The sequence below is a fragment of the bacterium genome, assembly GCA_024742285.1.
GTDB lineage: Bacteria > Myxococcota_A > UBA9160 > UBA9160 > UBA4427 > UBA4427.
Map to the genome: position 1 here is coordinate 298,632 of JANSYR010000007.1, position 23,625 is coordinate 322,256.

Sequence of the window (23,625 nt, forward strand, 5' to 3'; positions counted from 1 at the left end):
CGAGCGCGCCGTGGCGCGGCTGCTCGTCGCGGCGATCGTGTCGCTCACGCCCGCGACCGGCTTCGCCGGTGAGGAGTTCCAGTCCGCGGACCAGGCGGTGATGCTCACGCCGGGCGAGATCGACAACTCCCAGCGAGGGCTCACGGTCATCCACTCGGCCGAGCAGGAGGGCGTGACGGACTGGCGGGGCGGCTTCGACCAGCCCGTCGACAACACGCTGATCTTCTCGCTGACCGCCGAGGGCGCGCAGCACCTGAACCTGATCGGCGGCGATCAGATCGCGATGATCCACGGCCAGGTCCGCTCCGGCGCCGACGACACGATCATCTTCGCCGCCCCCAACGGCATCTACATCGGCACGACCGCCATCATCGACGTCGGCAACCTCGTGGCCGTCGGAGCCGACCTGACGGACATCGATTCGATCGGCGGGCGGGATCTCGAGCTGACCGGGCGCGTCGTCGCAGCGCCGGGCAGCGTGATCGCGGCCGAAGAGAACGTGCTCCTCTACGGCACCGACGTCCTGCTGGCCGGCGAGATCTTCACGCCGGGCGGACGCCTCCTCGCGGTCGGTGCCGACTCGATCCACTTCCTCGACGCCGACACGATCACGGAGGGCTTGACCAACCCGATGGACCTGATCGCCCTCACGGGCAACGGCGGCGTCCAGAACCTCGGGGAGCTGACCGCGGAGACGGCGGCGCTGATCGGCCGGCGCGTCGTGAACACCGGGCACATCGAGATCGAAGACGGCACGCTCATGATGCTCGGCGGCGAGGCCGTCCGGCTCGTCGAGTTCGACAATCCGGTCGTGGTCGAGATCCCCCGCGCGAACGGACCCGACAACCACGTCGAGGCCCCCGAGTACGCCGTGGAGAACCGCGGCACGATCGACGCCGGTCGCGGGCGCGTGCGTCTGGCCGCCGCGGATCCCCTCGGCTGGGGCATCCGACAGATCGCCGAGGCCGGCGGCGACACGCCGTCGATCCGTGCCGGCACCATCGAGATCGCCGGGGGCGAGAACGGCCGGGTCGAGATCGCGGGCGTGCTCGACGCGAGCGACCGGTCGGACGATGGCCTCGGCGGCACGATCGACGTGACCGGCGAGACGATCGTGCTGGCGGGAGACGTCCGGGCCGACGACGGAACGATCATCGCCGAGGGCGCGACCCTCGACGCGTCCGGTGGCGCGGGCGGCGGCTCGATCCGCGTGGGTGGCGACGAGCTGGGCAAGGGCGAGCTGCAGCGCGCCCGGGGCCTCGTCGTCGCCGAGGGCGCCGAGGTCCGCGCCGACGCGATCACGAATGGCGACGGCGGGCGGGTCATCCTCTTCGCCGAGTCCCTGACCCACATCGCCGGCGCGGTCTCGGCGCGCGGCGGGGCCGAGGGCGGCGACGGCGGCTTCGTCGAGACCTCGGGCCTCGAGCGGCTCTCCCTCGAAACGACCCCGGACCTCTCCGCACCGGAGGGCGAAGGCGGGCACTGGCTGATCGACCCCTTCTCGATCCGGCTCGTCGACGAAGACAATGATCTCGACTGCGGCTTCGGCCAACCGGCTTGTCTGAACCGGGCCGTCGAAGCGATCCTCGACCCGAATTTCGACAGCGCGGGCTTCGATGACGTGCTGCGGGCCATCGACTTCGAAGTGGGCGGCACGGACCCCAACACGGTCGACGTCGCGCTGATCGTCCGCGCGCTCTCGGTCGGCACCGACGTCACGCTCTCGACCGAAGCCTTCGATCCGCGGGTCGAGAGCAGGGACGAGATCGCCGACGGCGCCGGCAACATCGACGTCGAAGCCGACATCCTGATCCCCGATGGTGCCGCCGCGCCGGGAACCCGCGCCACGCTGACCCTTCTCGCCGCCGGCGACATCAACATCGACGCGAACATCCTCGTCGGAGACGGCGACACCACCGTCACGCCTAACATGTCCCTCGGCCTGGTGTTCAATGCAAACGACCAGGCCCAGCGCGACCCGAACGAAGACTTCGACCGGGACCAGGTCAACGGCGACGTGAACATCCGCGCCGACATGCGGACCGGCGGCGGCGGCTTCGTCGCCCGCGGCATCAGCGTGCGCCAGGACGCCGGATTCACCCTCGAGACCGACGGGGGCTCCGTGTTCCTGCAGTCCGGATCGATCGATCGGTTCGGCAACGTCGGCGAGTTCGAGGCGTCCTCCCGCTCGGAATTCGATCCCACGACGGCCGGAATCTCGACGGGCATCGACATCGACGGAACGATCGACACCGCACGCCCGGACGACGACGCCCTCGAAGGGGGAGCCATCACCCTCGAGGCCGCGAGCGTGAACGTCCGCCGCCGACTCAGCCCGACCGAGATCTTCATCGAGGCCGGCGAGCTCGACGTCTCGGGCACGCTCCGATCCGGCGGCGGCGCGATGTCCCTGCGCGCCGGCGTGAGTGGAACGACGAGCGTCGGCAACGCGCGCTTCGATGGCGCGACCCTCGACGCCCGCTTCACGAATCCCGCGGTCGACTCGGACGGCGGTCCCATCTCGATCGTCGCGAACCGCCTCGACCCGGAGGACCGCCAACTCCGTTCGGTCGACGTCGTCGACGACATGTCGCCGGACGCCCAGGGCGGCGTCATCGCGATGAGCGGCGCGAACGACGTCCGGACCGAAGGCGGACTGCTCACGATCGGCAGCGCGACCACGCGAAGCGTCAGCCTGGAAGGCACGTTCGACACGACCGGCGGCGACGACGGTGAGAACGGCCTCCTCGCGGTCTTCGCCGGAGACCGCAGCGGAATCGACACCGACGACGATCTCTACGGGAACGGAGAGATCACGATCGGCGGAAGCACGCCGACCACGCTCGCCGCCGCCGGCATCACGCTGCGCGCACGAGACGTCGTCACCAGCACGAACGCGGGCGCCGCCGCAGTCCAGATCCTCGCGAGTGGCGAGAGCCTCCAGTCGCTCCCCTTCGCGATCGTCGGCGCGCAGGACGACGTCAACGACGGGGACGACGCCTTCGTCACTTCGGGCACGCTCCAGATCGACGCGGAGCGGCAGGCGTCCTTCGCCCGAAACACGCTGCTGGCCGCCGAGACCTTCGATCTGAACGTCGCGATCGACCCGACTGCGCTGACCCTGGAAGAACAGGGGACCATGCCCCCCACTGGCTTCGACCCGGACGTCCGCCTCGTCTTCGACGGATCCGGCGGCGCGAACGCGGCCGGGGGTGTCCGCATCCAGGCGGACTCGGTCTCGATCGAGACCGCGCCGGTCCTGGCGGTCACCTCGGATCTCGCCGACCCGGTCGACGACCGCGAGACGGAGCTCGCTCGAGAGGCCGGCGCGAACTACGAAGGCTTGCAGCTACGCGACTTCTCCGGCGCGCTCCGTCCCGAAGCGGTCACGATCACGCAGGCGGAAGCGTTCGCGGTGACGAGCGCGGCCGCGACCGGGGACAACGAGATCTTCTTCGGCGGTCGGTCCGGTGGCGCGGGCGCCGGAGGCGTCTTCGACACGGCGCAGATCGGCGCCGACGGCCAGCGGATCACGCTGACGAGCGAGTCCGGAACGCTCACGATCGAGGATGCCGCCGGCCTGAACGACGACGCGGGGCGAACGCCCGGCGCGGACGCCGGCGCCAGCTGGGTCACGCTGAACGGCGGGCTCCTGCTCGACTCCCAGCTCCCGGCCCCGGCGGTCGACTTCTCGTCGATCGTGAACCCCTTCGACGTGGCCAGCCTCGCGGTCACGTCCCCGCGCAGCTTCACGATCGACACGAGCGTGACCGGCGCGATCCTGGACGCCGACGAACTCTCCTTCACGGCGGGACGCCAGACGGGCATCGAGCAATCCGGCTTCGACGTCGGCCAGCTCGGCGGGACCCTCGAGGTCCAGGCCGGGCTGACCCTCGCGGCGACGGACGTCCTGTCGCTCCACGCGGGGGCGACCGGCTTCGGCGATCTCGAATTCGATTCGACCGGCGCGCCGATCCGGCTGCAGGCGAACTCGATCGCACTCCGAGCGGGGGCCGGCGGCGAGACCGAGGGAAGCGAGGCCGAGGGCCGCTCGGCCATCGTCGGCCTCGCGGCGACGGCCGCGACGCCGATCGAGCTCCGCGACGGGGCCGGCGGTGCGTTCGTCGCCGACGGGACCGAGAAGTCCTTCTCGTTCCGACAAGACGCGGCGATCGATGCGGCGACCCATCTCCCCACGATCGACCAGTTCGGAATCACGATCGGCAACGGCTTCGGACTCGACGACGAGCGCGTCGACTATGCGCTCCAGTCCGATTTCGGCGCAATCGACCTGTCGACCGGCGGTTTCGATGCCTCGCAGTTCCGGGACGTCGACATCACGCTGATCGGCCGCGAGACCGGGAGCGGCGACGCGATCCAGCTGCCGGCGGGATTCGTCTTCGACGGGCGCCACGTGACCCTCGGCGGCGCCACCCGCTTCCTGTACACGACGGAGCTCGCCGACGCCTTCGCGCCGGCGGGAACCGACGCCGACGGCAAAGAGCTCACCCTTCGCGCCGGCTCCCAGGGCGTCGGAAGCCTGACCTTCCAGAGCGGCGTCGTCGTCCGGGCCCCGCACATCCGACTGGTCTCCGGCGACGGCTCCAGCGGCAGTACGGGCTCCCGGGTCTCGGTCAGCGGCGCGACCTTCGACCTGACGGACGATCCGGCCGCCGGTTCGGGTCGAAGCTTCGTGTTCCAGGAAGACCAGACCTTCTCGGAAAGCGACCTCCCGGACCGCGACCAGTTCGTCGAATCAGGCGGCGCGCCGGTCCTGCCGTCGATCCTCGTGATCCGCAACGACGCCGGCGCGATCGACTGGCGCAACCCCGACTTCACCGACCTGCCCCTCGATCTGGATTCGGGTGCCGGGCGGCTCGTCCTCGAAGCGGAGGTGATCACGCTCCGCGCGACCCTCTCGGACAGCGACCTGGTGCTCACGTCGGATACCGGCGCCCTCGCGAATCTTCGCCTCCGCCTGCGCGCGAACGATCTCGACCTGATCGCCACCGGGAACGAGGACGCGGGCTTCGGACGACTCCTCGCGGGCGAGCGAGCCGGCGATACGACCGGTGCGATCCCCGCCGGCGGCGACGACACCTTCGACGACGAACGCCTGCTGATCGAAGCCTTCCAGGCGGACGCCGACGCGACGACCCGGAACCTGAGCGACCTCGCTGCCACGGAAGCCGACCCCGACGTCTTCGACCTCGCGATCGGACGCGGCCCCGAGAGCATCCTCGTCGACGTGGACGGTCAGATCACCGGCGACGAGCTCTTCGAGAGCTTCAACGTCGGCGGTCACCTCGGCCGTGGACCGACCGACGATGCCTTCGGCGACGACGACCCGACCGACCTCTTCCTCTTCACGAGCTTCGACAGCGACGACGACGACCCGCTGGACCCGACGTTCGCCGCGATCACCTTCGGCGCCAACAACGTCACGGGGAGCAACCTCTTCATCGGCAACGAGTTCACCCCGATCGAAGACGAAGTCTTCCTCGAAACAGGCGCGTACGAGTTCGGCAGCGTCTCGATCTTCACCGAGGGGAGCATCGTCCTCCGGCCCGATACGGACATCGATGCCGAGTCCATCGTGCTCGAGGCCGGCTTCCTCGAACAACAGCCCTTCGACGAGATCAACGACGAGAACCCGATGGGTGATCTGATCTTCGAGACCTCGGGAGCGGCCGCCTCGGAGCTGACCGCCCGACGGATCGCCCTTCGCGCCGGCAATCTGCGAGACGGCCCGCCCTTCCGTGTCACGAACCGGGACTTCGATGGGGACGGCGAACGGGATCCGCTGGTCGACGAGACCCCCGCCGACGACTTCCGGGCCGAGATCGACTTCAGCGGGCTCGAGTCCATCTCCGTCCGCGCAGGCGACGGTGAAGGCGACGGCGACACCTCTCTGACCGTTTCGTCGACGGCGGACCTCGACACCGAGCCGATCGTCGCCGCGCTGAACGCGGGCACCGGCCGCTTCGGCCGCGTCGAGCTCGCCTCGGTCCAGGCGGAGACCACGGTCGCGGACGCCGGCGGTCTGGTCGCGCTCGACGTCCTCGCGAATTCCGCCGAAACCCTCTCGCTCGGCTCCGACGAGGAAGACGCGAGCCTGCGCATCGTCCTGGGCGCGGGAACCGCTCCCGCTCCCTTCTCGACCGCCGCCGGCTTCGGGGGCACCGTCGAGCTCCGCTCGAACGACATCACGATCGATGCGACCGGCGCGGGCGTGCAGCTCCAGCTCGACGACCCGAACCTGCGGATCGTCAGCCGCGCGCTTCGCAGCGACTTCGACGACGTGGACGAACTCGGCCGTGTCGCGAGCGACCCCGACGTGCTCGAACGCTCGCGTTTCACCCTCATCCAGGACAACGACTTCTCGACGACGACGCTGCCGCGCCTCGATCGCTACTTCCGCCGCGGCTTCGCCTTCGGCTCGTCGGAGCTCGAGACCGACCGCCGCGTGGATCTCCGCTTCGTCGAGATCCGACTCCAGACGGACGACGACCTCGTCTTCACCGACGACCTCCGCAACGGCGTGATCGGATCGAACCTCGTGCTGGAGACCACCGGGCCGGGCGGCGTGCTCGACCTCGCGCTCACGGACTTCCGCCCCGGCATCTCGAACTACGCCTTCGAGTCGCTCACCGACGTCGAAAACGCCAACAACGCCGCGATCGAGCTCGCCTCCTTCCAGATCGCCGGCTTCGACGAGGTCACGGTCCCCGACTTCGCCCCGACCCTCGCGGCCCCGAACGGCGCCCCCCCGACCTCCGACTCGATCGACTTCACGGTCGAGACGACGGGCGACCAGCTCTGGGACACCGACGTGCGTCTCGCCGGCACCCTCGACGTCGTCGGCCGGGATCTGACCTTCGGCGGCGACGTCTTCCGTGACGGGGGTGCCCCGATCGGGGCCGGCCTCGTCGTCCAGACCCGCGGCCAGGTCTTCTTCGAAGGGGATCTCGGCTTCGACAACGACACCGGCACGCCCACCAACGGCAGCACGCCCGCCGAGCGACTCGCGTTCCTCCATGTCCTCTTCGACGACGCCGACGACGCCGACGGCCGGGTGCAGTTCGGTCGGCGCATCGACGACGACAACGGAAACGGGATCGACGACCAGCAAGACATCCTGGACGAGGGAATGGGCGATCCCGACTTCGAGCTCCCCGGCGATCGCGACACGATCGCCGAGACGCCGATCGACGAAGACCGCTTCGTCTTCGTCGAGGGCGACACCGTCTTCGCGAGCCTCGCTCTGAGCGAACCGGGCGACCCGACCGAGGCCGACGCCGATCCGGCGGAGGACTTCCGGAGCGCGATTGCCGGCGCCGTCGGTCTCGACGCCATCGAGAGCGTCCTGACCGGCTTCCGGGAAGACGGCGTCGGCCGCGAGGACACGTCCCCGCTCGCGACGATCGGCCAGGGCGCCGGCAACCTCACGTTCCGCAGCACGGGTGGCGGGTCCTTCGTGATGGCCTCCGGCGAACGCCTCGCCGTCGCGGGGGACCTCCGGATCGACCACGCGGGTCAGGCGGTCACGCTCGGGGACGTCGCCGCGGGCGGCGCGAACGGCATCACCGTCGTCGCCAACGAGATCGGCCTCGTCCGGCGCAACGCCGGGGTGACCTTCCTCCCGAACGGCGCGTCGACCCAGGACGGCGGCCCGGTCATCGTCGCGAACGCCCTGGACTTCGGCGGCGTCACGCCGAGCGCGATCGGTCGCGGAAAGCAGATCGGCTTCGGCCTGCCGGATCCCTTCGACCCCGCGCTGCCCGCCTTCCTCTCGCGCTTCCCCGCCGCGGCGATCTCGGCCGACGGCACGGGTCTCGACGCCTCCGATTTCCGCTTCACACGGGGGTCGAGCCTGCTCGACCAGGTCGCCGCGCCGATTCCCCTCGGCGCCTCGCGCTCCGAGCTGACGGGCGCGATTCCGCCTCACGATCGGGCTCGAGCCGACCGGAAGCGGCGCGACCTCCCTCCGCTCCAGAATCCGGAGCGGATGGCCGAGCTCGGCGTCGATGCGCGGGAGACCCCGGTCGAGACCCTGGTCGCTCGCCTCGAGGGGGGTGCCATCCTCGACGACACCGGTCAGTACCCGAAGGACGGCAACGTCCCGGTCACCGACAGCCGACTGAACCCGACGGACGCCGAGGCGGCGATCGCGCTCTACGAATCGCTCTTCGGGAGCGAAGGCGAGCGGGCCCCGGAGGTCAAGGCGGTCCTGCAGGACGCGCTCGACCGATACCGGGCACAGACCCGCTCGCGACGGATCGTCGGCTTCGAGCTGCGCCGCTTCGTGAAGAACCGGCCGAGCACGCTGCTCGAGGCCTACGGGACCCTCGATCAGCTCGACGCCCTCTTCCGCTACCACCGCCGACTCGGCCTCTCCCGGGGCGAGTTCCGGGTGATCCAGCGGGAATGGCTCGAGGCCATCCAGCCCGAGGGCATCACCCTCGACGAGCTGTCCGAGGCGATCCACCCGTCGCGCTACGTCCGCGGCTCGGACATTCTCGACATCTTCGGACGCTAGGCCTCGACGGAATCGGGCCGTCCGATCGTGGGACGCTCGGCCCCAACCGGATCGGGCCGTCCGGTCGTGGGACGCTCGGCCCCAACGGGATCGGTTCGTTGGAGCGTCGGACGCGGAAACGGGAACGGGCCCGTCGGGACGCGACGGCGCCGACCGTCGCGCCCGGGATCCGGCTACCAGACCTCGACTTCGCCGAGCGACTCGAGCTGGGGGACGATCTCGGCCGCGGGGCCGAGCACGACGATCGCGGCGCGATCCGGGGCCAGCCGTTTGCGCGTGACCGCGTGCACGGTCTCGAGGTCGACCGCACGGAGCCGTCCGCGATAGGTGTCCAGGGAATCGTCGGGCAGGCCGTGCACCTCGAGATCGACGAGGGACGAGAGGACCGACTGGCTGGTCTCGAGCGAGAGCCCGAACCGTCCGACGTTGTACGAGACGAACTTCGCGAGCTCTTCCGGCGAGACGGGCCGGGTCTCCCGGATCGCCGACATCTCCGCGAGGACGAGATCCACCACGCGGCGGACCTGATCCTTGCGCGTGAAGGTCGAGATCGAGAAGGGTCCCGGAACCGCGCGCAACGAGAAGCCCGAGCCGATTCCGTAGGTCAGCCCCTCGTCGGACCGGATCTTCTTCATCAGACGCGAGGAGAAACCGCTGCCTCCGAGCGCGTCGTTCATCAGGTCGAGGGGGATCCGCTCGGGCTCGGTTCGCGCGATGCCTTCGTGGGCGACGATGATCCGGGCCTGGCCGAGCTCGGGCTTGTCCACCACGACGATCCGCCGGGCCTCCGGCGCGCGCTCCGGGGTCGGCGGCGTCTTCGGCGGCACCGGGCCCGACTCGAGGCCGCCGAAGAGCGCCTCGACCTCCGCGACGAGGACCTCGGCGTCGATGTCCCCGACGGCCCAGAAGATCGCGTTCGAAGGAACGAGTCGGTCGGTCCAGTAGGCCATCACGTCGTCGAGGGTCAGCGCGGCGATCGTCTCCTCGGTTCCGGCGCGCGGAACGCCGTAGCGATGGTCCTCGTAGAGCGCCCGGATCGCGTTCCACCGGATCAGCGTGGCCGGATCGTCCTGCGCCGACACCAGGCCCGCGCGATGTTCCGCGACGGCCTTCGCGAACTCGCCTTCGTCGAAGCGCGGACGAAGCGCCACGTCGCCGAGGATCTCCATCAGGAGCTCCCGGGTCTCGGCGAGTCCCGCGAGCGAGATCCCCGTCGTGTCCCAGCCGGCGTCGACCGAGAGCGACGCTCCGGCGTCCTCGACGACCTTCGCCAGCTCGAGGACGTCGCGATCACCGGCACCGCGCTGGAGCACTTCACTCGTGATCGCAGCCACCCCGGCCTTCCCGGGCGGAACACTCCCGGCCCCGCGGCGAAGCTCGAGGCCGAGCGCGACTCGCGGCAGGTGGTGGTCTTCGAGGATCAGGATCGTGAGCCCGTTCTCGAGGGTCGCCCGGTGGAGCGCACCGGCCTCGACGATCGGACCTTCCGCGGGCGGCGGCGGCGGCAGCTCCCAGGCCGGCGGCGGAGCGCCGCCCAGGGCCGGCGGGAGGCTCGCGCAGCCCGAGAGCGCGAGCGGGGCCAGCAGGGACAGGGACGTCGCCCGGAGGAGCTTGCGCGCCGTTCGCTTCATCGGGCACCCCCTTCGTTCACCGCGATTTCTTCTTCGGTCGCTCCCGGCATCTCGACGGGCGGCGCCATGACGCGGACGACGTTCCGTCCGGAATCCGTCAGGTAGGTCGCGACGACGCGCTGGACGTCCTCCGCATCGACCGCACGGATCGCCGCGATCCGCTCGGAGAGGGGCCGAACGCGCCCGAAGGTCACGATCTCGCGGCCGAGCCGGCTCGCCATCGCGTGGTTCGTCGCGAAGCGGTTGATGAGGGAGACCTCCATCTGCCGCTTCGCCCGGTTCACTTCCTCGTCGGTCACACCCTCCCGGGCGACCTTCGCGATCTCGGCCATGAAGGCCGCTTCGAGGGTCTCGAGGTCGACGCCCGGCCGCGCACCGGCGGAGGCGTAGAACATGCCAGCGTCGGTCATCTCCCAGTAGCTGCCGTGGGCGTAGAGGGCGATCTCCTTGTCGTAGACGAGAGAGCGATAGAGGCGACTGGAGCGCCCGCCCGACAGGATCTGGCTCGCGACGTCGAGGGCCTCGCCGTCCTCGTGGCCCGTGGGCGGCGTATGCCAACCCGCGAACAGCAGCGGGAGCTGTGCCTCGAAGTAGACGTCGGAGCGACGCTCGCCGCGCTGGGGAACGACCGTCGTCGGGTTGCGCGGAATCGCCGGCGCGCTCGGCAGCCGCCCGAAGGCGCGCTCGATGTGCGCGAGGGTCGGTTCGGTCTCGAAGTCGCCGACGATCACGAGCGTCAGGTTGTTGGCGGCATAGTAGGTGTCGAAGAAGGCCTGACAGGCTTCGACGGTCACCTGCTCGACGTCGGTCCGCCAACCGATCGTGGGCCAGCGGTAGGGATGCGCCTTCCAGACCAGCGCCGCGAGCGCCTCGAAGCCTCGACCGTCCGGGGTGTCCTCGGTCCGGAGCCGGCGCTCCTCGAGGACGACCTCCCGCTCGCTCTCGAGGGTCTCGTCGTCGATCACCAGGTTGAGGAAGCGCTCCGCCTCGAGGTCGATCACGAGGGGCAGGGACTCCGACGTCACGTCCTCGTGGTAGACCGTCACGTCCCGGCTCGTGTAGGCGTTGATCCGCCCGCCGCGCTCGTTGATGAGCTGGGCGTGGACCTCCTCCCCGATGTTCTCGGAGCCCTTGAACATCATGTGTTCGAAGAGGTGGGCGATCCCGGTATGGAAGGACTCGTCCGCGGAGCCGGCGTCCACCCAGAGCTGGACCGCCACCACCGGCGTCCGATGATCCTCGAGCAGCACGACCCGGAACCCGTTGTCCAGCCGCGTCTCGAACATCGCCTCGGCCGGATCCGCCACGGCGGACGACGTGGCCTGCTCGGCCACCGGATCGACAGTCGCCTCGCCGCTCGCATGAGCGCCCGGAGAAGCGAGCAATCCGGCCGCGGAAAAGAGCGCAGCCGCGCGCGCAGCGCGGCCGACGATCGATGGCCGGGAGAATCGCGCGGCCACCCCCAGCCGTGCGAAGAGACCCTCGAGAGGGCGTGCTCGGTCCGTCATGGCCGGGACCGTATCGATTGCGCCCGGAAGTGTCGAGGATGAGCCGGCCCACGGACGAATCCGCGACGAAGGAAGCCGTGCTGGAAAACGGCTAATCTGGGGCGCCCCCCTCCCGGAGAGCGGGAACGAGGAACCGGACGAATGAGCGCTGCCATCGAAGAGACCGACGATCAGATGCGTGCCCTGCTCCACGACGCGAAGACGATCGCCGTCGTCGGCGCGAAGGACGACGCGGCGGAGGACGCCTACCGCATCCCGCTCTACATGCAGCAGGCCGGCTACCGGATCGTGCCGGTGAATCCGAAGCTCGAATCGACGCTCGGTGAGGAATGTCATGCGGATCTCCGCACGGTCGACGCGGAGGTCGACATCGTGAACCTCTTCCGGGCGTCCGAGCACGTCCTCGGCCACGTGGACGAGATCCTGGCCCTCGAGCCGCGGCCGCGGGCGGTCTGGATGCAGCTCGGGATCCACAACGGCGAAGCGGCCCAGCGCCTCCGCGAGGCGGGAATCGGCGTGATCCAGGACCGCTGCATCATGGTCGACCACCGCCGATTGCTCGGCGCGAGCAACTGAGAGCGGCTGGGATGGCGCGCGGCGACGGGGACCGGCTCGTCTACTCGAGCGAGCAGGGACGGATGTGCCCCGAATGCGGCCGGACCGAGGCCCGCTGCCGCTGTCGCGGCAAGGGCGCGCGTGCGCGGATCAAGGCCCGCGAGGAGGCGGCCGCTGCCGAGAAGAGCGACGGCATCGTTCGCGTCGGGCGCTCGACCAAGGGTCGCAAGGGCAAGACCGTCTCGACCGTGACCGGCGTGCCGGTCGACGCCGACGCGCTTCGCAGCCTCGCCGGCGATCTGAAGCGCAAGTGTGGAACCGGCGGTGCCCTCAAGGACGGCGTGATCGAGATCCAGGGCGACCACCGGGACACGCTGGTCGCGGAGCTCGAGGCGCGCGGCTTCCAGGTCAAGAAGGCCGGTGGGTAGCCCGAACCGCCGAGCCGTCTACGCGTCGCTCACCGGACGCGTCGATTCCTTGACGTCGTAGCGATCGATCCGGCGCGACCACCAGAGCATGGCGAGGAGGTCGAGCCAGACCACCGCCAGCCGGGACCCGACCGAGTAGCTCGACGTGCCGTGTCGCCGCGGGCGATGCGCGACGGGCCGTTCGATGACCCTCGCGCCCTCCATCTTCAGCATGGAGGGCAGGAAGCGGTGCCCGCCGCGGAAGAGCTTGACCCTCGACAGGGGGCCGGCGCGCATCACGCGCAACGAACAGCCGATGTCGCTCAGCCCGTCCCCGAGCAGCCTCCCGCGAACGGCGTTCGCGATCCGGGACGCGATCCGCGTGCTCCACACGTCCTGCCGATCGACCCGGACACCACACACGCAGTCCGCACCCGGGAGCGCCGCGAGCAGGTCCGGAAGATCCGCCGGATCGTTCTGCCCGTCCGCGTCGAGGGTCGCCACGACCTCGCCGCGCGCTGCCCGGAAGCCGGCCTCGAGCGCCGCCGACTGCCCGGCGTGCGGGGTGACGCGCAGCAGGCGGATCCGCGGGTCGCGCGCCGCCAGCCCCTCGAGAATCGAGGGCCCGTCGTCCCGGCTCGCATCGTCCACGAAGATCCACTCGATCGGCCGATCGAACGGATCGAGCGCGTCGCAGAGCTCCTCGTAGACCCCGGTCAGGGAAGGCGCTTCGTCGCGAAAGGGAACGACCACCGAGAGCCACGGTGTCTCGGTCATGCGCCACTTCCTTCGACCCGGGAAGAAGCTCGTCTCACCCGTCGTCCCGCGTGAGCGCGAAGTAGCTGCCGAGCTCCTGGCCCTTGCGCGCGGCGGAGCCGATCGTGACGTGCTCGGAGACGCGGCGGACGCGGTCGACCATGAAGCCGTACACGAAGCGGGACAGACCTCGTTCGTTCGAACGCACCTCGGGCCAGTCTTCGGGTCGGGCCTCGGGCAGCTGGTTGTAGTCGACCAGGACCTCGCGCGTGTTCTCGTCCTCGACCGCCACGAAGTAGCCGGGACCGGTCACGAAGGCCATCGCCTGGAAGTTGTAGCCCGCCAGTCGATCGGGCTTGGCGGCGTCGGTGCCCGGAAGCCGGCAGAAGCGCTTCTCGAAGACCCGAAACGCGGGCAGGGTGTTGAGGCCCAGGTGCCGGACCTCCTCGAGATCGGCGCGCTCGGGAGAAACGAGATCCGCGAGCCCGACCGGCGCGTAGCCCTCGACCTTGCGGTAGAGGTCGCGCTGTTCTCGCCGGCCCAGGCGCCGAACGAGGCCGACACGCAGGTCCGCCGACAGTCCATCGAAGAGCGCGGCGATCCCGCCGGGCCCGACCCCGGCGTCCCCGACCTGGCGACGAAAGGCCTCGTGCACCTCCTCGAGGGTGTTCGCATCGGCGGACTGGGCCACGGTCGCTTCTCCTGCGCGGGCGACGTCTCGCCGGCGATCGTTCGACGTCGAGGGTACCGTCGAACGCGTCTTGGATCCCGCCGACCCGCCCCGCCCTTTCGAAGCCCGGAATCCCCCTTTCCCGTTCCGGTCCGGCCTGGCCGTCGTCCTCGCGTCGGCGGCGGCGCTCTATCTCACGGGGCTCGGCTGGACCGACCTGTGGGCACCGGACGAGCCACGCTATGCGGCGATCGCCGAGGAGCTGCGGTCGATGCGGCACGGGTTCGGCGGCCTCTTTCTGCTCCACTTGAACGACGCGGTCTACACCCAGAAGCCGCCGCTGTGGTTCTGGCTGGCGGCCCTGGCAGGGGGATGGGAGTGCCGGGTCGACGAGGTCGCCGCGCGACTGCCGTCCGCCTTCGCCGCGCTCGCGAGCCTCGGCCTGACGGCCTGGATCGGTCGCGCACTCCGGCTTTCGTCGCGGACCGCCCTGATCGCGACGGCCGTCCTCGCGACGAGCTACCGGTTCGTCTTCGTGGCCCGGCGCGCCCAGCTCGACGGCGTCCTGACCACCTGCCTCCTCGTCGCGACGGCGCTCTTCCTCTGGCTCGACCGCGACCCGTCCGCGCGCCGTCCGACCTGGGCAATCGCGACGCTCCACCTCGCCCTCGGCGCGGGAGCCCTCACCAAGGGACCCGTCGCGTGGCTCCCGCTCGCCATCTTCGCCGCCTTCCTGGCCTGGGAAGGACGCCTGCGGGACCTGCGGCGGATCACGCCGGCCTGGGCCTTCACGCTCTCGGTCGGACCGCTGGCGCTCTGGGCGGGGCTCGCCGTCGCGATGGCCCCGCCCGGCTATTTCGACGAGGCGATCGTGGACAACGTCGTCGGCCGCTTCTTCGCCGGGACGTCCCACGCCCGCCCCTTCTACTACTTCCTGGTCCAGCTCCCGATCGAATTCCTCCCCTGGAGCGTGGCGCTCCCACTCGGCCTGCTCTGGCTCCACCGCACCTCGAAGGAGGCCTCCGCCGACCCGTCCAGCAACCGGGCGGCGCGTTTCCTGATCTGCTGGATCGGACTGCCCTTCCTGTTCTTCTCCCTGTCGGCGGGCAAGCGGGGCCTCTACCTGCTCCCGATCCTGCCCGCGCTCTCGATCGCGACCGCTGCCGGCCTCGATCGGGCGCTGCGCCAGCGCCGGACCGACGCGGTCGTTCTCGGCGGAAGGCTCTTCGCCGGCCTCGCCGCCGTCGCCCTCGCCCAGGCCGCGCTCTTCGTGGGCCTCGGCCCGCTCGTCCTGGATGCGCACAAGTCGCCGCGCCCCATCGCGGCGGGGGCACGGGCCGAGATCCGATCGGGCGAGGTCCTCGGGGTCTACCGACTCGCTCCGCTGGAGCCCGCCCTCACGTACTACGGCGCCGGCCAGGTCGTCCCGATCGCCGACGAGTCGGCGCTGTCGGCCTTTCTCGAGGCCCGACGGGGCCCCGTGGTGCTGCGAACCCGCGATTTCGCGGCGCTCTCCGGATCGCTCCCGCTGACCGAGGTCACCGGGTTCCGGGACGGTGAGCGTGCGCTCAGCCTCGCACGCGGCGCGGCCGCGCTTGCCCCGCGGGACGCGGGTTCTTCCGTACCGGATTCTCCCCGAGTGAGCCCCGGCGAACGCACCAGATCCCCGTATGCCCTCGCAATTCCACCGTTTTCGGGAACACCCGCCCTGCCGCCGGGAGCCCACCTCCGCTACTCTGCCCGCGGTCCGGATCCCCGCTGACCCCCGTTCTCTCCTCCGACCCGGAAGCCTCCGAGCACACGACACTGGCGCCGCCAGATCGTCCTCCAGAGCCCTCCCGGTCCGTCGAGCGCGCGGGTTGACGGGAGGTCAGGTGCCGGGAAAGGTCCGCCTGCCCGCCCAGTGTCGCCCCGCGACGACTGCGCGGCCGGGCCGACCGACTCGTGCGAGGAGGGAGACCGACGCGACGAAGAGGTGTGGCGGGCGCAGCGAATGAACGGATGCGCCGCCCGACCCCGTCCCGTCCGATCCCCGGTGCGAGCCCGAAGGCCACCGCAGGGCCAGCTGAAAGCAACCGGGACCCGCTGACCGCAGGCGGGGTGAGCAGAGGAGATCAAGACATGTCGGAAACCGCAGAACTCCGCGTCGGAGACAAGACGCTCGAATTGAACGTGATCGAAGGAAGCGAGGGCGAAAAGGGCATCGACATCACGAAGCTCCGCGCCCAGACCGGCTACATCACCCTCGATCCCGGCTACGCGAACTCGGGGTCCTGCCAGAGTGCCATCACCTTCATCGACGGAGAGGAAGGCATCCTCCGCTACCGCGGCATCCCGATCGAGGAGCTCGCCGAGAACTCGAACTTCATGGAGGTCAGCTACCTCCTGGTCAACGGCCATCTTCCGACCACCGACGAGCTCGCGACGTTCGAGAACACCATCAGCCGCCACACGATGCTCCACGAGGACCTCAAGCTGATGTTCAACGCGCTGCCGAAGGACGCGCACCCGATGGCGGCGTGTTCGACGATGGTCGGCGCCCTCTCCACCTTCTACCCGGATTCCCTGGATCCCCGGGACGACCAGGAGGTCGAGATCTCCGTCCACCGCCTGATCGCGAAGCTGCCGACACTGGCGGCCTACGCGTACAACCATTCGATCGGGCAGCCCTTCCTCTATCCGCTGAACGAGCTCGACTACGTCGGCAACTTCCTTCGCATGATGTTCGGCAACCCGTGTGAGGACTTCGAGGTCGACCCGGTCGTCCGGAACGCGCTCGACCTGCTCTTCATCCTCCATGCCGATCACGAGCAGAACTGCTCGACGTCGACCACGCGCCTCGTCGGCTCGTCGATGGTGAACCTCTTCGGGACGATCTCCGCCGCGATCAACGCGCTCTGGGGTCCGCTCCACGGCGGCGCCAACCAGGCGGTGATCGAGATGCTCGAGTCGATCCACGCCGAGGGCACGAGTGCGCGTGACTACCTCGAGCGAGCCAAGAGTGGCGACGAGAGCGCACGGCTGATGGGCTTCGGCCACCGCGTCTACAAGAACTACGACCCGCGCGCGAAGGTGATCAAGAAGGCCTGCGACGACGTCCTCGAGCGCATGGGCATCCACAGCCCCCTGCTCGAGATCGCCAAGGAGCTCGAGGAGATCACCCTCAAGGACGACTACTTCGTCGAGCGAAAGCTCTACCCGAACGTCGACTTCTACTCGGGCGTGATCTACAACGCGATCGGCACGCCGGCGAACATGTTCACCGCGATGTTCGCAATCGGTCGACTCCCGGGCTGGATCGCCCAGTGGAAGGAGCTCCACGACGATCCGGCGTTCAAGATCGGCCGCCCGCGCCAGATCTACACGGGGCCGACCAAGACGGCGTACGTGCCGATCGACAAGCGTTAGGCCGCAGCGCGCATGAGTCCTTCGAACGAGGCGCCGCGGGCCGAGCCCCGGCGCCTCGGTTCGTATACGACCGCCAAAGTCTGCAGGGGCCGCGTGGAGCGCCTCGAACAGCACGTCGCGAGGCTACGACGTGACGCAGCGCGCCTGGGGCTCCCGCTCCCCGACGCGCGGGAAGTCGAGCGGCTCTTCCTCACGACCGCACGCGTCGAGTTCGGCGGGAACGACGGGATCGTTCGCCTCGAGTGGTCCCACTTGCCCGGCGAGCCCCCGGAGCTCCTCGCGAAGCCGCGCGCGTTCAAACCATTGCCCGACCGCTGGCGCGCCGCGAGCTCGAAGAACGTCCATCCGGGTCGTGAGTTCCGCGCGAACACCAAGTACGTCGACGTGACGACCTACGATCTCGGGCGCGAGGAAGTCGCCGCGAACGACATCGAGGAGGTCCTCCTCTTCGACGGAGACGGGTTCCTGGTCGAAGGGGGCCACTCCAACTTCGTCGTCGTGACCGAGTCGGGCGACCTCGTGACGCCCGACTTCGACCTGGGCGGGGTCGAGGGCCTGGGCCTCGCGGTCCTGCGCCACGGCCGCCCCGAGCTCGGCTTCGCGCGCCTCGACCGGGCCGCGCTGACCCGCGCGCGGGAGGTGATGAGCGTCAACGCCGTTCGCGGGGTGGTGCCGATCGTCGCGATCGACGGGCGTCCCGTGGGCTCGGGCGCGCCCGGACCCACGTCGCACCGCCTGCAGGCAGTCTTCGGTCGACGCTGAAGCCCGCCCCGGCAGCGGAGCCCCTGCACCAGAGGCGGCCGCGCCTGTGCGACACCTGCCTTGCACCGGAGGCGGCCGCGCTGGTGTGACACCTGCCTTGCACCGGAGGCCGCCGCGCCGGTGTGACGCGTTCCTTGCACCGGATGCCGCCGCGCCGGTGCGAGCGGCGGCGACATCCGGTCGGTGGTTCAGGAGCGATCGGGGTCGCGGACCCTGCGGGCTCGGCGGGAGGCCTGACCCACGACGACCGTACCCAGGCCGAAGAGCAGCGCTGCGCTCGGCTCGGGCACCGCATTCGAAGGCCGGATCGGCGGGCGCCGGCCCGGCAGATTCGGCAGATCCGGCAGCGCGATCGGGAACTCGAACGACGGCCGATCGTCGCTCCCTCCCCCGCCACGCGGAGGCGGCCACGAAGGAGCGGGCAGCTGCGGCAGCTCGATCGACGGCAGCTCGAACCGCCATCCGTCGCCGCCCGGCCGCTCGAGCACGATCGTGAACGAGTCGTCCCCGTCCTGATTCAGGGAGAAGTGGTTCCCTGGATTCCACTGTGCGGCCGCAGGGGTCGCTGCGAACAGCAACACGACCGCGACCGCGAGCCCAAGCGGGCCCATGGTTCTCGACATCTCCATCTCAAGGTCTCCACCGTCCGGCGAGCCGAACGGTCCAGGACGCCCAGAGGCGTCGGGTTCCCTCGCTTCAATGGAGTGGGTGCCCGAAATCGGAGATCGGATGCAGAAAATCGGTTCCGAACCGGCAGATCGGTGAATGCCGAGCGGCGAGCCGCCCGCAGGGCGGCGCGCGGGCGCGGCTAGTGCAGCGCTTCCTTCGAGCCGAAGACGCTGGTCAGCACTTCCTTCACGGAGAGCGGACCGATCCCGGGCGTGACCTCGAGCATGCGCTGCTCGAACTCGGGGGCCTCGGCGGTCGGGAATTCCTCGCAGAACTCACCGAAGATCCGCACCAGCACCTCGGCGGCGCGGGTGGCGTCGACGTCGGACAGATAGAGCACGGCTCGCTCGCGGGTCATGCGGAATATCTGATCCTCGACGCGCAGAGCGCTCTCGAGGTAGGCGAGATAGTCCGGGAAGAGCAGGTCGCCCTCCTGGGCGGCAACGCCCACCACGACCGAGCTCACGGAGTGGGACTCCGCCAGCTCGGAGACGCGCGCAATCATCTGTGAAAGCTTGCGCGGGTCGTCGTTGATCTCTCGAGTCATCTGGGCTTGCACCATAACAGTCTCCGTATCGACGCCGAAGGGGAAGGACTGAAGGCTGGATCCCCGGCAGACCCGAGCGGCCTGGTCCCGCGGGGAAACACGTCCTCGATCCCGGCGAGGCCGTCCTGCAACGAAGCGCACCAGGCGACCCGAGGCTCCCTCTCCTAGAGTCCTCGCGCCCGCAGCGCGCAACCTGCCCGGGAGAGTCCCCTTGGCCGCCCCGTCCGTGTCCCTGTCCAGCGAATCCCTCACGGCCCGCCGTCTCGCATCGGGCTTCGTCGCCCTCGCGGGCGTGACCTACGTCCTGATCGTCTTCGGCGCTCTCGTCCGGGCGAACGGGGCCGGTCTCGCCTGCCCCGACTGGCCCCTCTGCTTCGGCGAGGTCATCCCCGCCTTCGACGTCGGCGTGGCCTTCGAATGGGGTCACCGTGCCCTCGCGGGCAGCGTGGGCCTCGTCTTCCTCGCCCTCGGAATCGCGACCCTGCGGCTCCCCAGCCTCGGCCCTGCCATGCGGGGCGGGCTCGCAGTCGCCGCGCTCCTGCTCGCCACGCAGATCGTCCTCGGCGGCCTGACGGTGCTGGAGCTCCTCGCTCGCTGGACGGTGACTTCCCATCTCGTCACGGGGAACGCCTTCGCACTCGCGGTCGTGCTCCTCGCTCGCCGCCTCTTCCGTCTCTCCGCCGACGGCCCGCCGACATCCCCGATCGCGCCGAAGGCAGACCGCACCCAGCGCGCCTTCGTCTCGATCTCCGCCGCCTTGCTGGTTGCCCAGATCGTCCTCGGCGGCCTCGTCTCGTCGAGCTACGCGGGCCTCGTCTGCCCGGACTGGCCGACCTGCATGAACGGCGAGTACTTCCCGACCTGGTCGGGCATCCAGGGCCTCCACCTCTTCCACCGCACCGTCGGCTACGGCGTGGTCGTCGCGCTGATCGCGACCGCCTGGGTCGTCCGCGCCCACGCGGGCTCGCGACGCTGGCTCGCGATCGCCGCCGTCTTCGCCGGCGCCCAGGTCTGCGTCGGGATCGCGAACGTGCTGCTCCGGCTGCCGGTCGAGGTCACCGCCGCCCACTCCGCGCTCGCCGCCGGCCTCGTCTGCACCGTCGGCGTCGGGTTTCGCGAGGTCTGGCGCGGCGCCCACGCCTGAGCCCGCGACGGGTCGGGCGCGCCCTGGCGACGCCGGAGACCGGCGCCCGGCGCGGCGCGATGCTACATCCCTCTCGCCCCGGAACCGGGCCCCGCGTCAGAGGCGCCGGGATCACGAGGAGAGACGATGCGACCCCATCAGATCATCGGCGCGATGAGCCCCGAGGAGTTCGCGAAGATCATGGGGGCGATCGAGGCGGAGTCGCCCGAAGCCATCCAGAGCACGACGATCGCCGCGGCGCAGGTCCTCAAATTCCGGCCGAAGTTCCTGCTCAAGCAGCCGCCGGCCAAGCGGCTGGGCTCCGTGAAGGGCGCGCTCTCCCGCGTGACGGCGGCGAGCCTCGCCGAAGAGCTGCTGGCGGTCTACTTCCTGAAATGCCGCCTCGAGCTGCTCACCGAGTGGCTCGACCTCATGGGGCTCGAGCACGAGGACGGCATCCTGACGCAGGAGGAGATCCCGACGCCGGAAGCGGACGCGCTGAAGGCGAACGTGGACACGTTCCTGGGCGGCGACGATCCCGATGAGCGCAAGCTGCTCCTCGAGGTCTTCAACGCGCAGACGGCCATCGAATGGCCCGCGCTGGGCGAGCTGCTGGCCGGATAGCGACGGCCGATCGTCGAAACGAAGAACGGGAGGCGCCGTGAGGCCGCCTCCCGTTCTCGTTTCGGGGACGCGTCGGAGAACCGACGCGTCGCGGGATCGTCGATCAGCCCTCGCCCTTGAACGCGGCGAGCAGGCTCGAGATCTCGTGGCCGATGCTGTCCGGGATCACGTAGCCGGCGTCGGAGTCGATCGTGCTCCAGTTGGCCGCGATGTCCTCGGCCGTCGGCGTGCTGCCCTGGCCGGCGAACCAGCCCTCGGCGACGCCGATGAACATGCGCGAGAACTTGCCGCCGCCGACCGAGTAGATCGAGTGGGTCGTCTCGCAGGCCTCGGAGCAGAGGTAGGTCACGAGCGGGGTCACCTGCTCGGGATCGATCAGCTTCGAGAGCTCACCCATCAGCTCCTCGGTGAGGCGGGTACGAGCGATCGGCGCGATCACGTTCGAGAGGATGTTGTTCTTCTTGCCCTCGACCGCGAGCACGTTCGACAGACCGACGAGGCCCATCTTGGCCGCGCCGTAGTTGGTCTGGCCGAAGTTGCCGAGCAGGCCGGCGGCCGACGCCGTGAACACGAAGCGGCCGTAGTTGCGCTCCTTCATGGCGCGGAAGGCCGGCTGCGAGACGAAGAAGGCGCCCTTCAGATGGACGTCGAGCACGATCTCGAGCTCTTCCGGCGTGAGCTTCGCGAAGGACTTGTCGCGCAGGATGCCCGCGTTGTTCACGACGATGTCGACCTGGCCGAAGTTGTCGAGGGCCGTCTGGATGATCGACTCGCCGCCTTCCGGCGTCGCGACCGAGTCGTAGTTGGCGACGGCCGTGCCGCCTGCCTCGTTGATCTCCTTGACGGTCTGGTCGGCCATGCTGGAGCCGCCGCCGGTGCCGTCCGCGGCGCCGCCCAGGTCGTTCACGACGACCTTGCCGCCGCGCTTGGCGAAGTCGAGGGCGTAGGTCTTGCCGAGGCCGCCGCCGGCCCCGGTGATGACGGCGACGCGGTCGTCGAATCGGATTTCACTCATGGTCTAGACTCCTGTGGAATGGATGGGAGGTCGGGATTGGGCCGGATCCATCACGAGCGTACGCGTGGCTCGGCGAGCCGCGAGCGGGTGGACGCGCCGAACCGTCGAGGCCAGCGGCCTGCGACCGGTCTGCAGCGCGCGGCGCCGTCACGAACTGGGGTCGGGTGCCCCCGCGCGATCCCGAGGGCGCGAGCCGGCGTCCGGGATCCCGGTGCGCGGCCGGCGCCGACGATAGCAGGGCCGCCGGGGGCCCACGGAGCCCTCCGTTGACCCGGCGTCCCGGCGGGATCGCCTCCCAGGGAGGCCTCGGGCGGGCGCTCCCGAGCCTCCTCGTGGCGTGCCTCGCCCTCGCCGGCACGCCCGGTTCGCTCCCCGCCAGCGAACCCGACGCCCAACCTCTGCCGGTCCCCGGCGAGGCCCCCTGGCAGCCGCTGACCTTCCGTTCGGTCCCCAAACCGACCGGGTACTCGATCCGGACCGGGCCGGAGGGACGGCGGATCCTCGTCGCCGAGAGCGACTGCGGGGCCTCGGGCTTCGTGCTCCAGCTCCACCCGCCGGTCGATCTCCGTCAGACCCCCCGGCTCGCCTGGCGATGGCGGATCACACGTCCCCTCGGCGGCGATGCCCGGAGCCGAGACGAGCGCCATCGCGAGGGGGACGACTTCGCAGCCCGGGTCTACGTGCTCTTTCCCTTCGATCCCGAGCGGGCCTCCTTCCTCGACCGACTGCAGCGCTCGATCGGCGAGCGCTGGTATGGATCCCAGATGCCCGGTTCCACGCTGACCTACGTCTGGCCACGCGCGGTGGCGCGCGACACGACCTGGACGAGCCCCTACCGGGACGAAGTGAAGCTCGTCGCGACGGAAGTCCCGACGAAGGACGCCGGGGCGACGACCTGGCGCGAGGCGATCGTGAACGTCGGCCGCGACGCGCGGCTGGGTCTCGATCTCGCCCCCGACGTCCCGGTGGTCGGGATCGGCATCATGACCGACGCGGACGACACCTGCGACGTCGCCGGCGCCGAGTACACCGACTTCCGCTGGCTCGGCCCGTGAGACGTGGACCGATGATTGCGCCTCTCTCGACCGCACCCGGATAGGAGACGCCTCCTCCCGTCCCATCTCTCTAGATCGCGAACCTCGCCCGATGCTCTCGGCAGCGCTCGATCGCCCGCGTCCGGATCCGACCGAAGTAACACTCCGCCAGCCAGCCTCGTAGCGACGGGATCCGCCCCGCGAACAGCCGCTCACTCAGGACGTCCTTCACCTCCAGCGCCCGCCTCGTGATCCCCAACGCCTGCGCCGGTGTCCCCTTCCTTCGGTTTTCCGACCGATCCTTCATGTAGTTTCGCCACACCGCCCAGATCGCCATCCGGTACAGCGCCGACTGCCGCCGCTTCGAGAACGCGATC

General features: G+C 70.1%; 17 protein-coding genes. 9 read left to right on the forward strand and 8 right to left on the reverse strand.

All coding sequences use genetic code 11. The annotated features are described in order from the left end of the window. The first annotated feature begins 10 nt into the window (after positions 1 to 10). Entirely contained in the window at positions 11 to 8,539 is an 8,529-nt protein-coding gene (locus NXI30_15135) for a hypothetical protein (protein ID MCR9095554.1), read from the forward strand. A gap of 173 nt (positions 8,540 to 8,712) precedes the next feature. On the opposite strand, the gene NXI30_15140 is transcribed toward NXI30_15135, so the two are convergent. Both NXI30_15140 and NXI30_15145 read right to left on the reverse strand, forming a co-directional pair. Then, the gene (locus tag NXI30_15140) at positions 8,713 to 10,170 is read right to left on the reverse strand and encodes an insulinase family protein (GenBank protein ID MCR9095555.1); all 1,458 of its coding nucleotides are present in this window, start codon (positions 10,168 to 10,170) and stop codon (positions 8,713 to 8,715) included. After that, positions 10,167 to 11,504 carry an insulinase family protein gene (locus tag NXI30_15145; protein MCR9095556.1) on the reverse strand — a complete coding sequence of 446 codons (1,338 nt, stop codon included), beginning with the start codon at positions 11,502 to 11,504 and terminating at the stop codon, positions 10,167 to 10,169. The genes NXI30_15140 and NXI30_15145 overlap by 4 nt, the downstream gene beginning before the upstream one ends. A gap of 315 nt (positions 11,505 to 11,819) precedes the next feature. Here NXI30_15145 and NXI30_15150 point away from each other — a divergent pair, with 315 nt between their 5' ends. Next, positions 11,820 to 12,254 carry a CoA-binding protein gene (locus NXI30_15150; protein ID MCR9095557.1) on the forward strand — a complete coding sequence of 145 codons (435 nt, stop codon included), beginning with the start codon at positions 11,820 to 11,822 and terminating at the stop codon, positions 12,252 to 12,254. An 11-nt stretch (positions 12,255 to 12,265) separates the two neighbouring features. Next, the gene (locus tag NXI30_15155; protein MCR9095558.1) at positions 12,266 to 12,661 is read left to right on the forward strand and encodes a translation initiation factor Sui1; all 396 of its coding nucleotides are present in this window, start codon (positions 12,266 to 12,268) and stop codon (positions 12,659 to 12,661) included. A gap of 18 nt (positions 12,662 to 12,679) precedes the next feature. On the opposite strand, the gene NXI30_15160 is transcribed toward NXI30_15155, so the two are convergent. Both NXI30_15160 and NXI30_15165 read right to left on the reverse strand, forming a co-directional pair. After that, positions 12,680 to 13,417 carry a glycosyltransferase family 2 protein gene (locus NXI30_15160; GenBank protein MCR9095559.1) on the reverse strand — a complete coding sequence of 246 codons (738 nt, stop codon included), beginning with the start codon at positions 13,415 to 13,417 and terminating at the stop codon, positions 12,680 to 12,682. A gap of 34 nt (positions 13,418 to 13,451) precedes the next feature. After that, on the reverse strand, positions 13,452 to 14,087 hold the full coding sequence (locus tag NXI30_15165; protein ID MCR9095560.1) for a hypothetical protein: 636 nt from the start codon (positions 14,085 to 14,087) through the stop codon (positions 13,452 to 13,454). Between the two features lie 70 nt (positions 14,088 to 14,157). Between NXI30_15165 and NXI30_15170 the strand changes: the two genes are divergently transcribed. From NXI30_15170 to NXI30_15180, 3 genes are all read left to right on the forward strand, one after another. After that, entirely contained in the window at positions 14,158 to 15,828 is a 1,671-nt protein-coding gene (locus NXI30_15170) for a glycosyltransferase family 39 protein (GenBank protein MCR9095561.1), read from the forward strand. Between the two features lie 359 nt (positions 15,829 to 16,187). Then, positions 16,188 to 17,474, forward strand: a complete 1,287-nt coding sequence (locus tag NXI30_15175) for a citrate synthase (GenBank protein ID MCR9095562.1) — start codon at positions 16,188 to 16,190, stop codon at positions 17,472 to 17,474. A 12-nt stretch (positions 17,475 to 17,486) separates the two neighbouring features. After that, complete coding sequence (locus NXI30_15180) at positions 17,487 to 18,236, forward strand: aminotransferase class IV (GenBank protein MCR9095563.1); 750 nt, start codon at positions 17,487 to 17,489, stop codon at positions 18,234 to 18,236. A gap of 188 nt (positions 18,237 to 18,424) precedes the next feature. On the opposite strand, the gene NXI30_15185 is transcribed toward NXI30_15180, so the two are convergent. Then, entirely contained in the window at positions 18,425 to 18,865 is a 441-nt protein-coding gene (locus NXI30_15185) for a PEP-CTERM sorting domain-containing protein (GenBank protein ID MCR9095564.1), read from the reverse strand. 179 nt (positions 18,866 to 19,044) lie between these two features. Further along, the gene (locus tag NXI30_15190) at positions 19,045 to 19,452 is read right to left on the reverse strand and encodes a hypothetical protein (protein MCR9095565.1); all 408 of its coding nucleotides are present in this window, start codon (positions 19,450 to 19,452) and stop codon (positions 19,045 to 19,047) included. 211 nt (positions 19,453 to 19,663) lie between these two features. Between NXI30_15190 and NXI30_15195 the strand changes: the two genes are divergently transcribed. Then, positions 19,664 to 20,596, forward strand: a complete 933-nt coding sequence (locus NXI30_15195; protein MCR9095566.1) for a COX15/CtaA family protein — start codon at positions 19,664 to 19,666, stop codon at positions 20,594 to 20,596. 126 nt (positions 20,597 to 20,722) lie between these two features. Further along, positions 20,723 to 21,199: a hypothetical protein gene (locus tag NXI30_15200; GenBank protein MCR9095567.1), complete on the forward strand. Its 477-nt coding sequence runs from the start codon at positions 20,723 to 20,725 to the stop codon at positions 21,197 to 21,199. Between the two features lie 103 nt (positions 21,200 to 21,302). On the opposite strand, the gene NXI30_15205 is transcribed toward NXI30_15200, so the two are convergent. After that, the gene (locus NXI30_15205; GenBank protein MCR9095568.1) at positions 21,303 to 22,214 is read right to left on the reverse strand and encodes an SDR family oxidoreductase; all 912 of its coding nucleotides are present in this window, start codon (positions 22,212 to 22,214) and stop codon (positions 21,303 to 21,305) included. 266 nt (positions 22,215 to 22,480) lie between these two features. Between NXI30_15205 and NXI30_15210 the strand changes: the two genes are divergently transcribed. Next, complete coding sequence (locus NXI30_15210; GenBank protein ID MCR9095569.1) at positions 22,481 to 23,269, forward strand: DUF3047 domain-containing protein; 789 nt, start codon at positions 22,481 to 22,483, stop codon at positions 23,267 to 23,269. Between the two features lie 70 nt (positions 23,270 to 23,339). On the opposite strand, the gene NXI30_15215 is transcribed toward NXI30_15210, so the two are convergent. After that, the coding region (locus NXI30_15215) for a hypothetical protein (protein ID MCR9095570.1) at positions 23,340 to 23,625 on the reverse strand (286 nt) is incomplete at its 5' end.

Bases quoted from the DNA above. Each gene is read 5' to 3' on its own strand.
- NXI30_15185 (MCR9095564.1), bottom strand. From the start codon at position 18,865: ATGGAGATGTCGAGAACCATGGGCCCGCTTGGGCTCGCGGTCGCGGTC.
- NXI30_15200 (MCR9095567.1), top strand. From the start codon at position 20,723: ATGCGACCCCATCAGATCATCGGCGCGATGAGCCCCGAGGAGTTCGCG.
- NXI30_15140 (MCR9095555.1), bottom strand. From the start codon at position 10,170: ATGAAGCGAACGGCGCGCAAGCTCCTCCGGGCGACGTCCCTGTCCCTG.
- NXI30_15175 (MCR9095562.1), top strand. From the start codon at position 16,188: ATGTCGGAAACCGCAGAACTCCGCGTCGGAGACAAGACGCTCGAATTG.
- NXI30_15160 (MCR9095559.1), bottom strand. From the start codon at position 13,417: ATGACCGAGACACCGTGGCTCTCGGTGGTCGTTCCCTTTCGCGACGAA.
- NXI30_15155 (MCR9095558.1), top strand. From the start codon at position 12,266: ATGGCGCGCGGCGACGGGGACCGGCTCGTCTACTCGAGCGAGCAGGGA.
- NXI30_15190 (MCR9095565.1), bottom strand. From the start codon at position 19,452: ATGACTCGAGAGATCAACGACGACCCGCGCAAGCTTTCACAGATGATT.
- NXI30_15150 (MCR9095557.1), top strand. From the start codon at position 11,820: ATGAGCGCTGCCATCGAAGAGACCGACGATCAGATGCGTGCCCTGCTC.
- NXI30_15205 (MCR9095568.1), bottom strand. From the start codon at position 22,214: ATGAGTGAAATCCGATTCGACGACCGCGTCGCCGTCATCACCGGGGCC.
- NXI30_15180 (MCR9095563.1), top strand. From the start codon at position 17,487: ATGAGTCCTTCGAACGAGGCGCCGCGGGCCGAGCCCCGGCGCCTCGGT.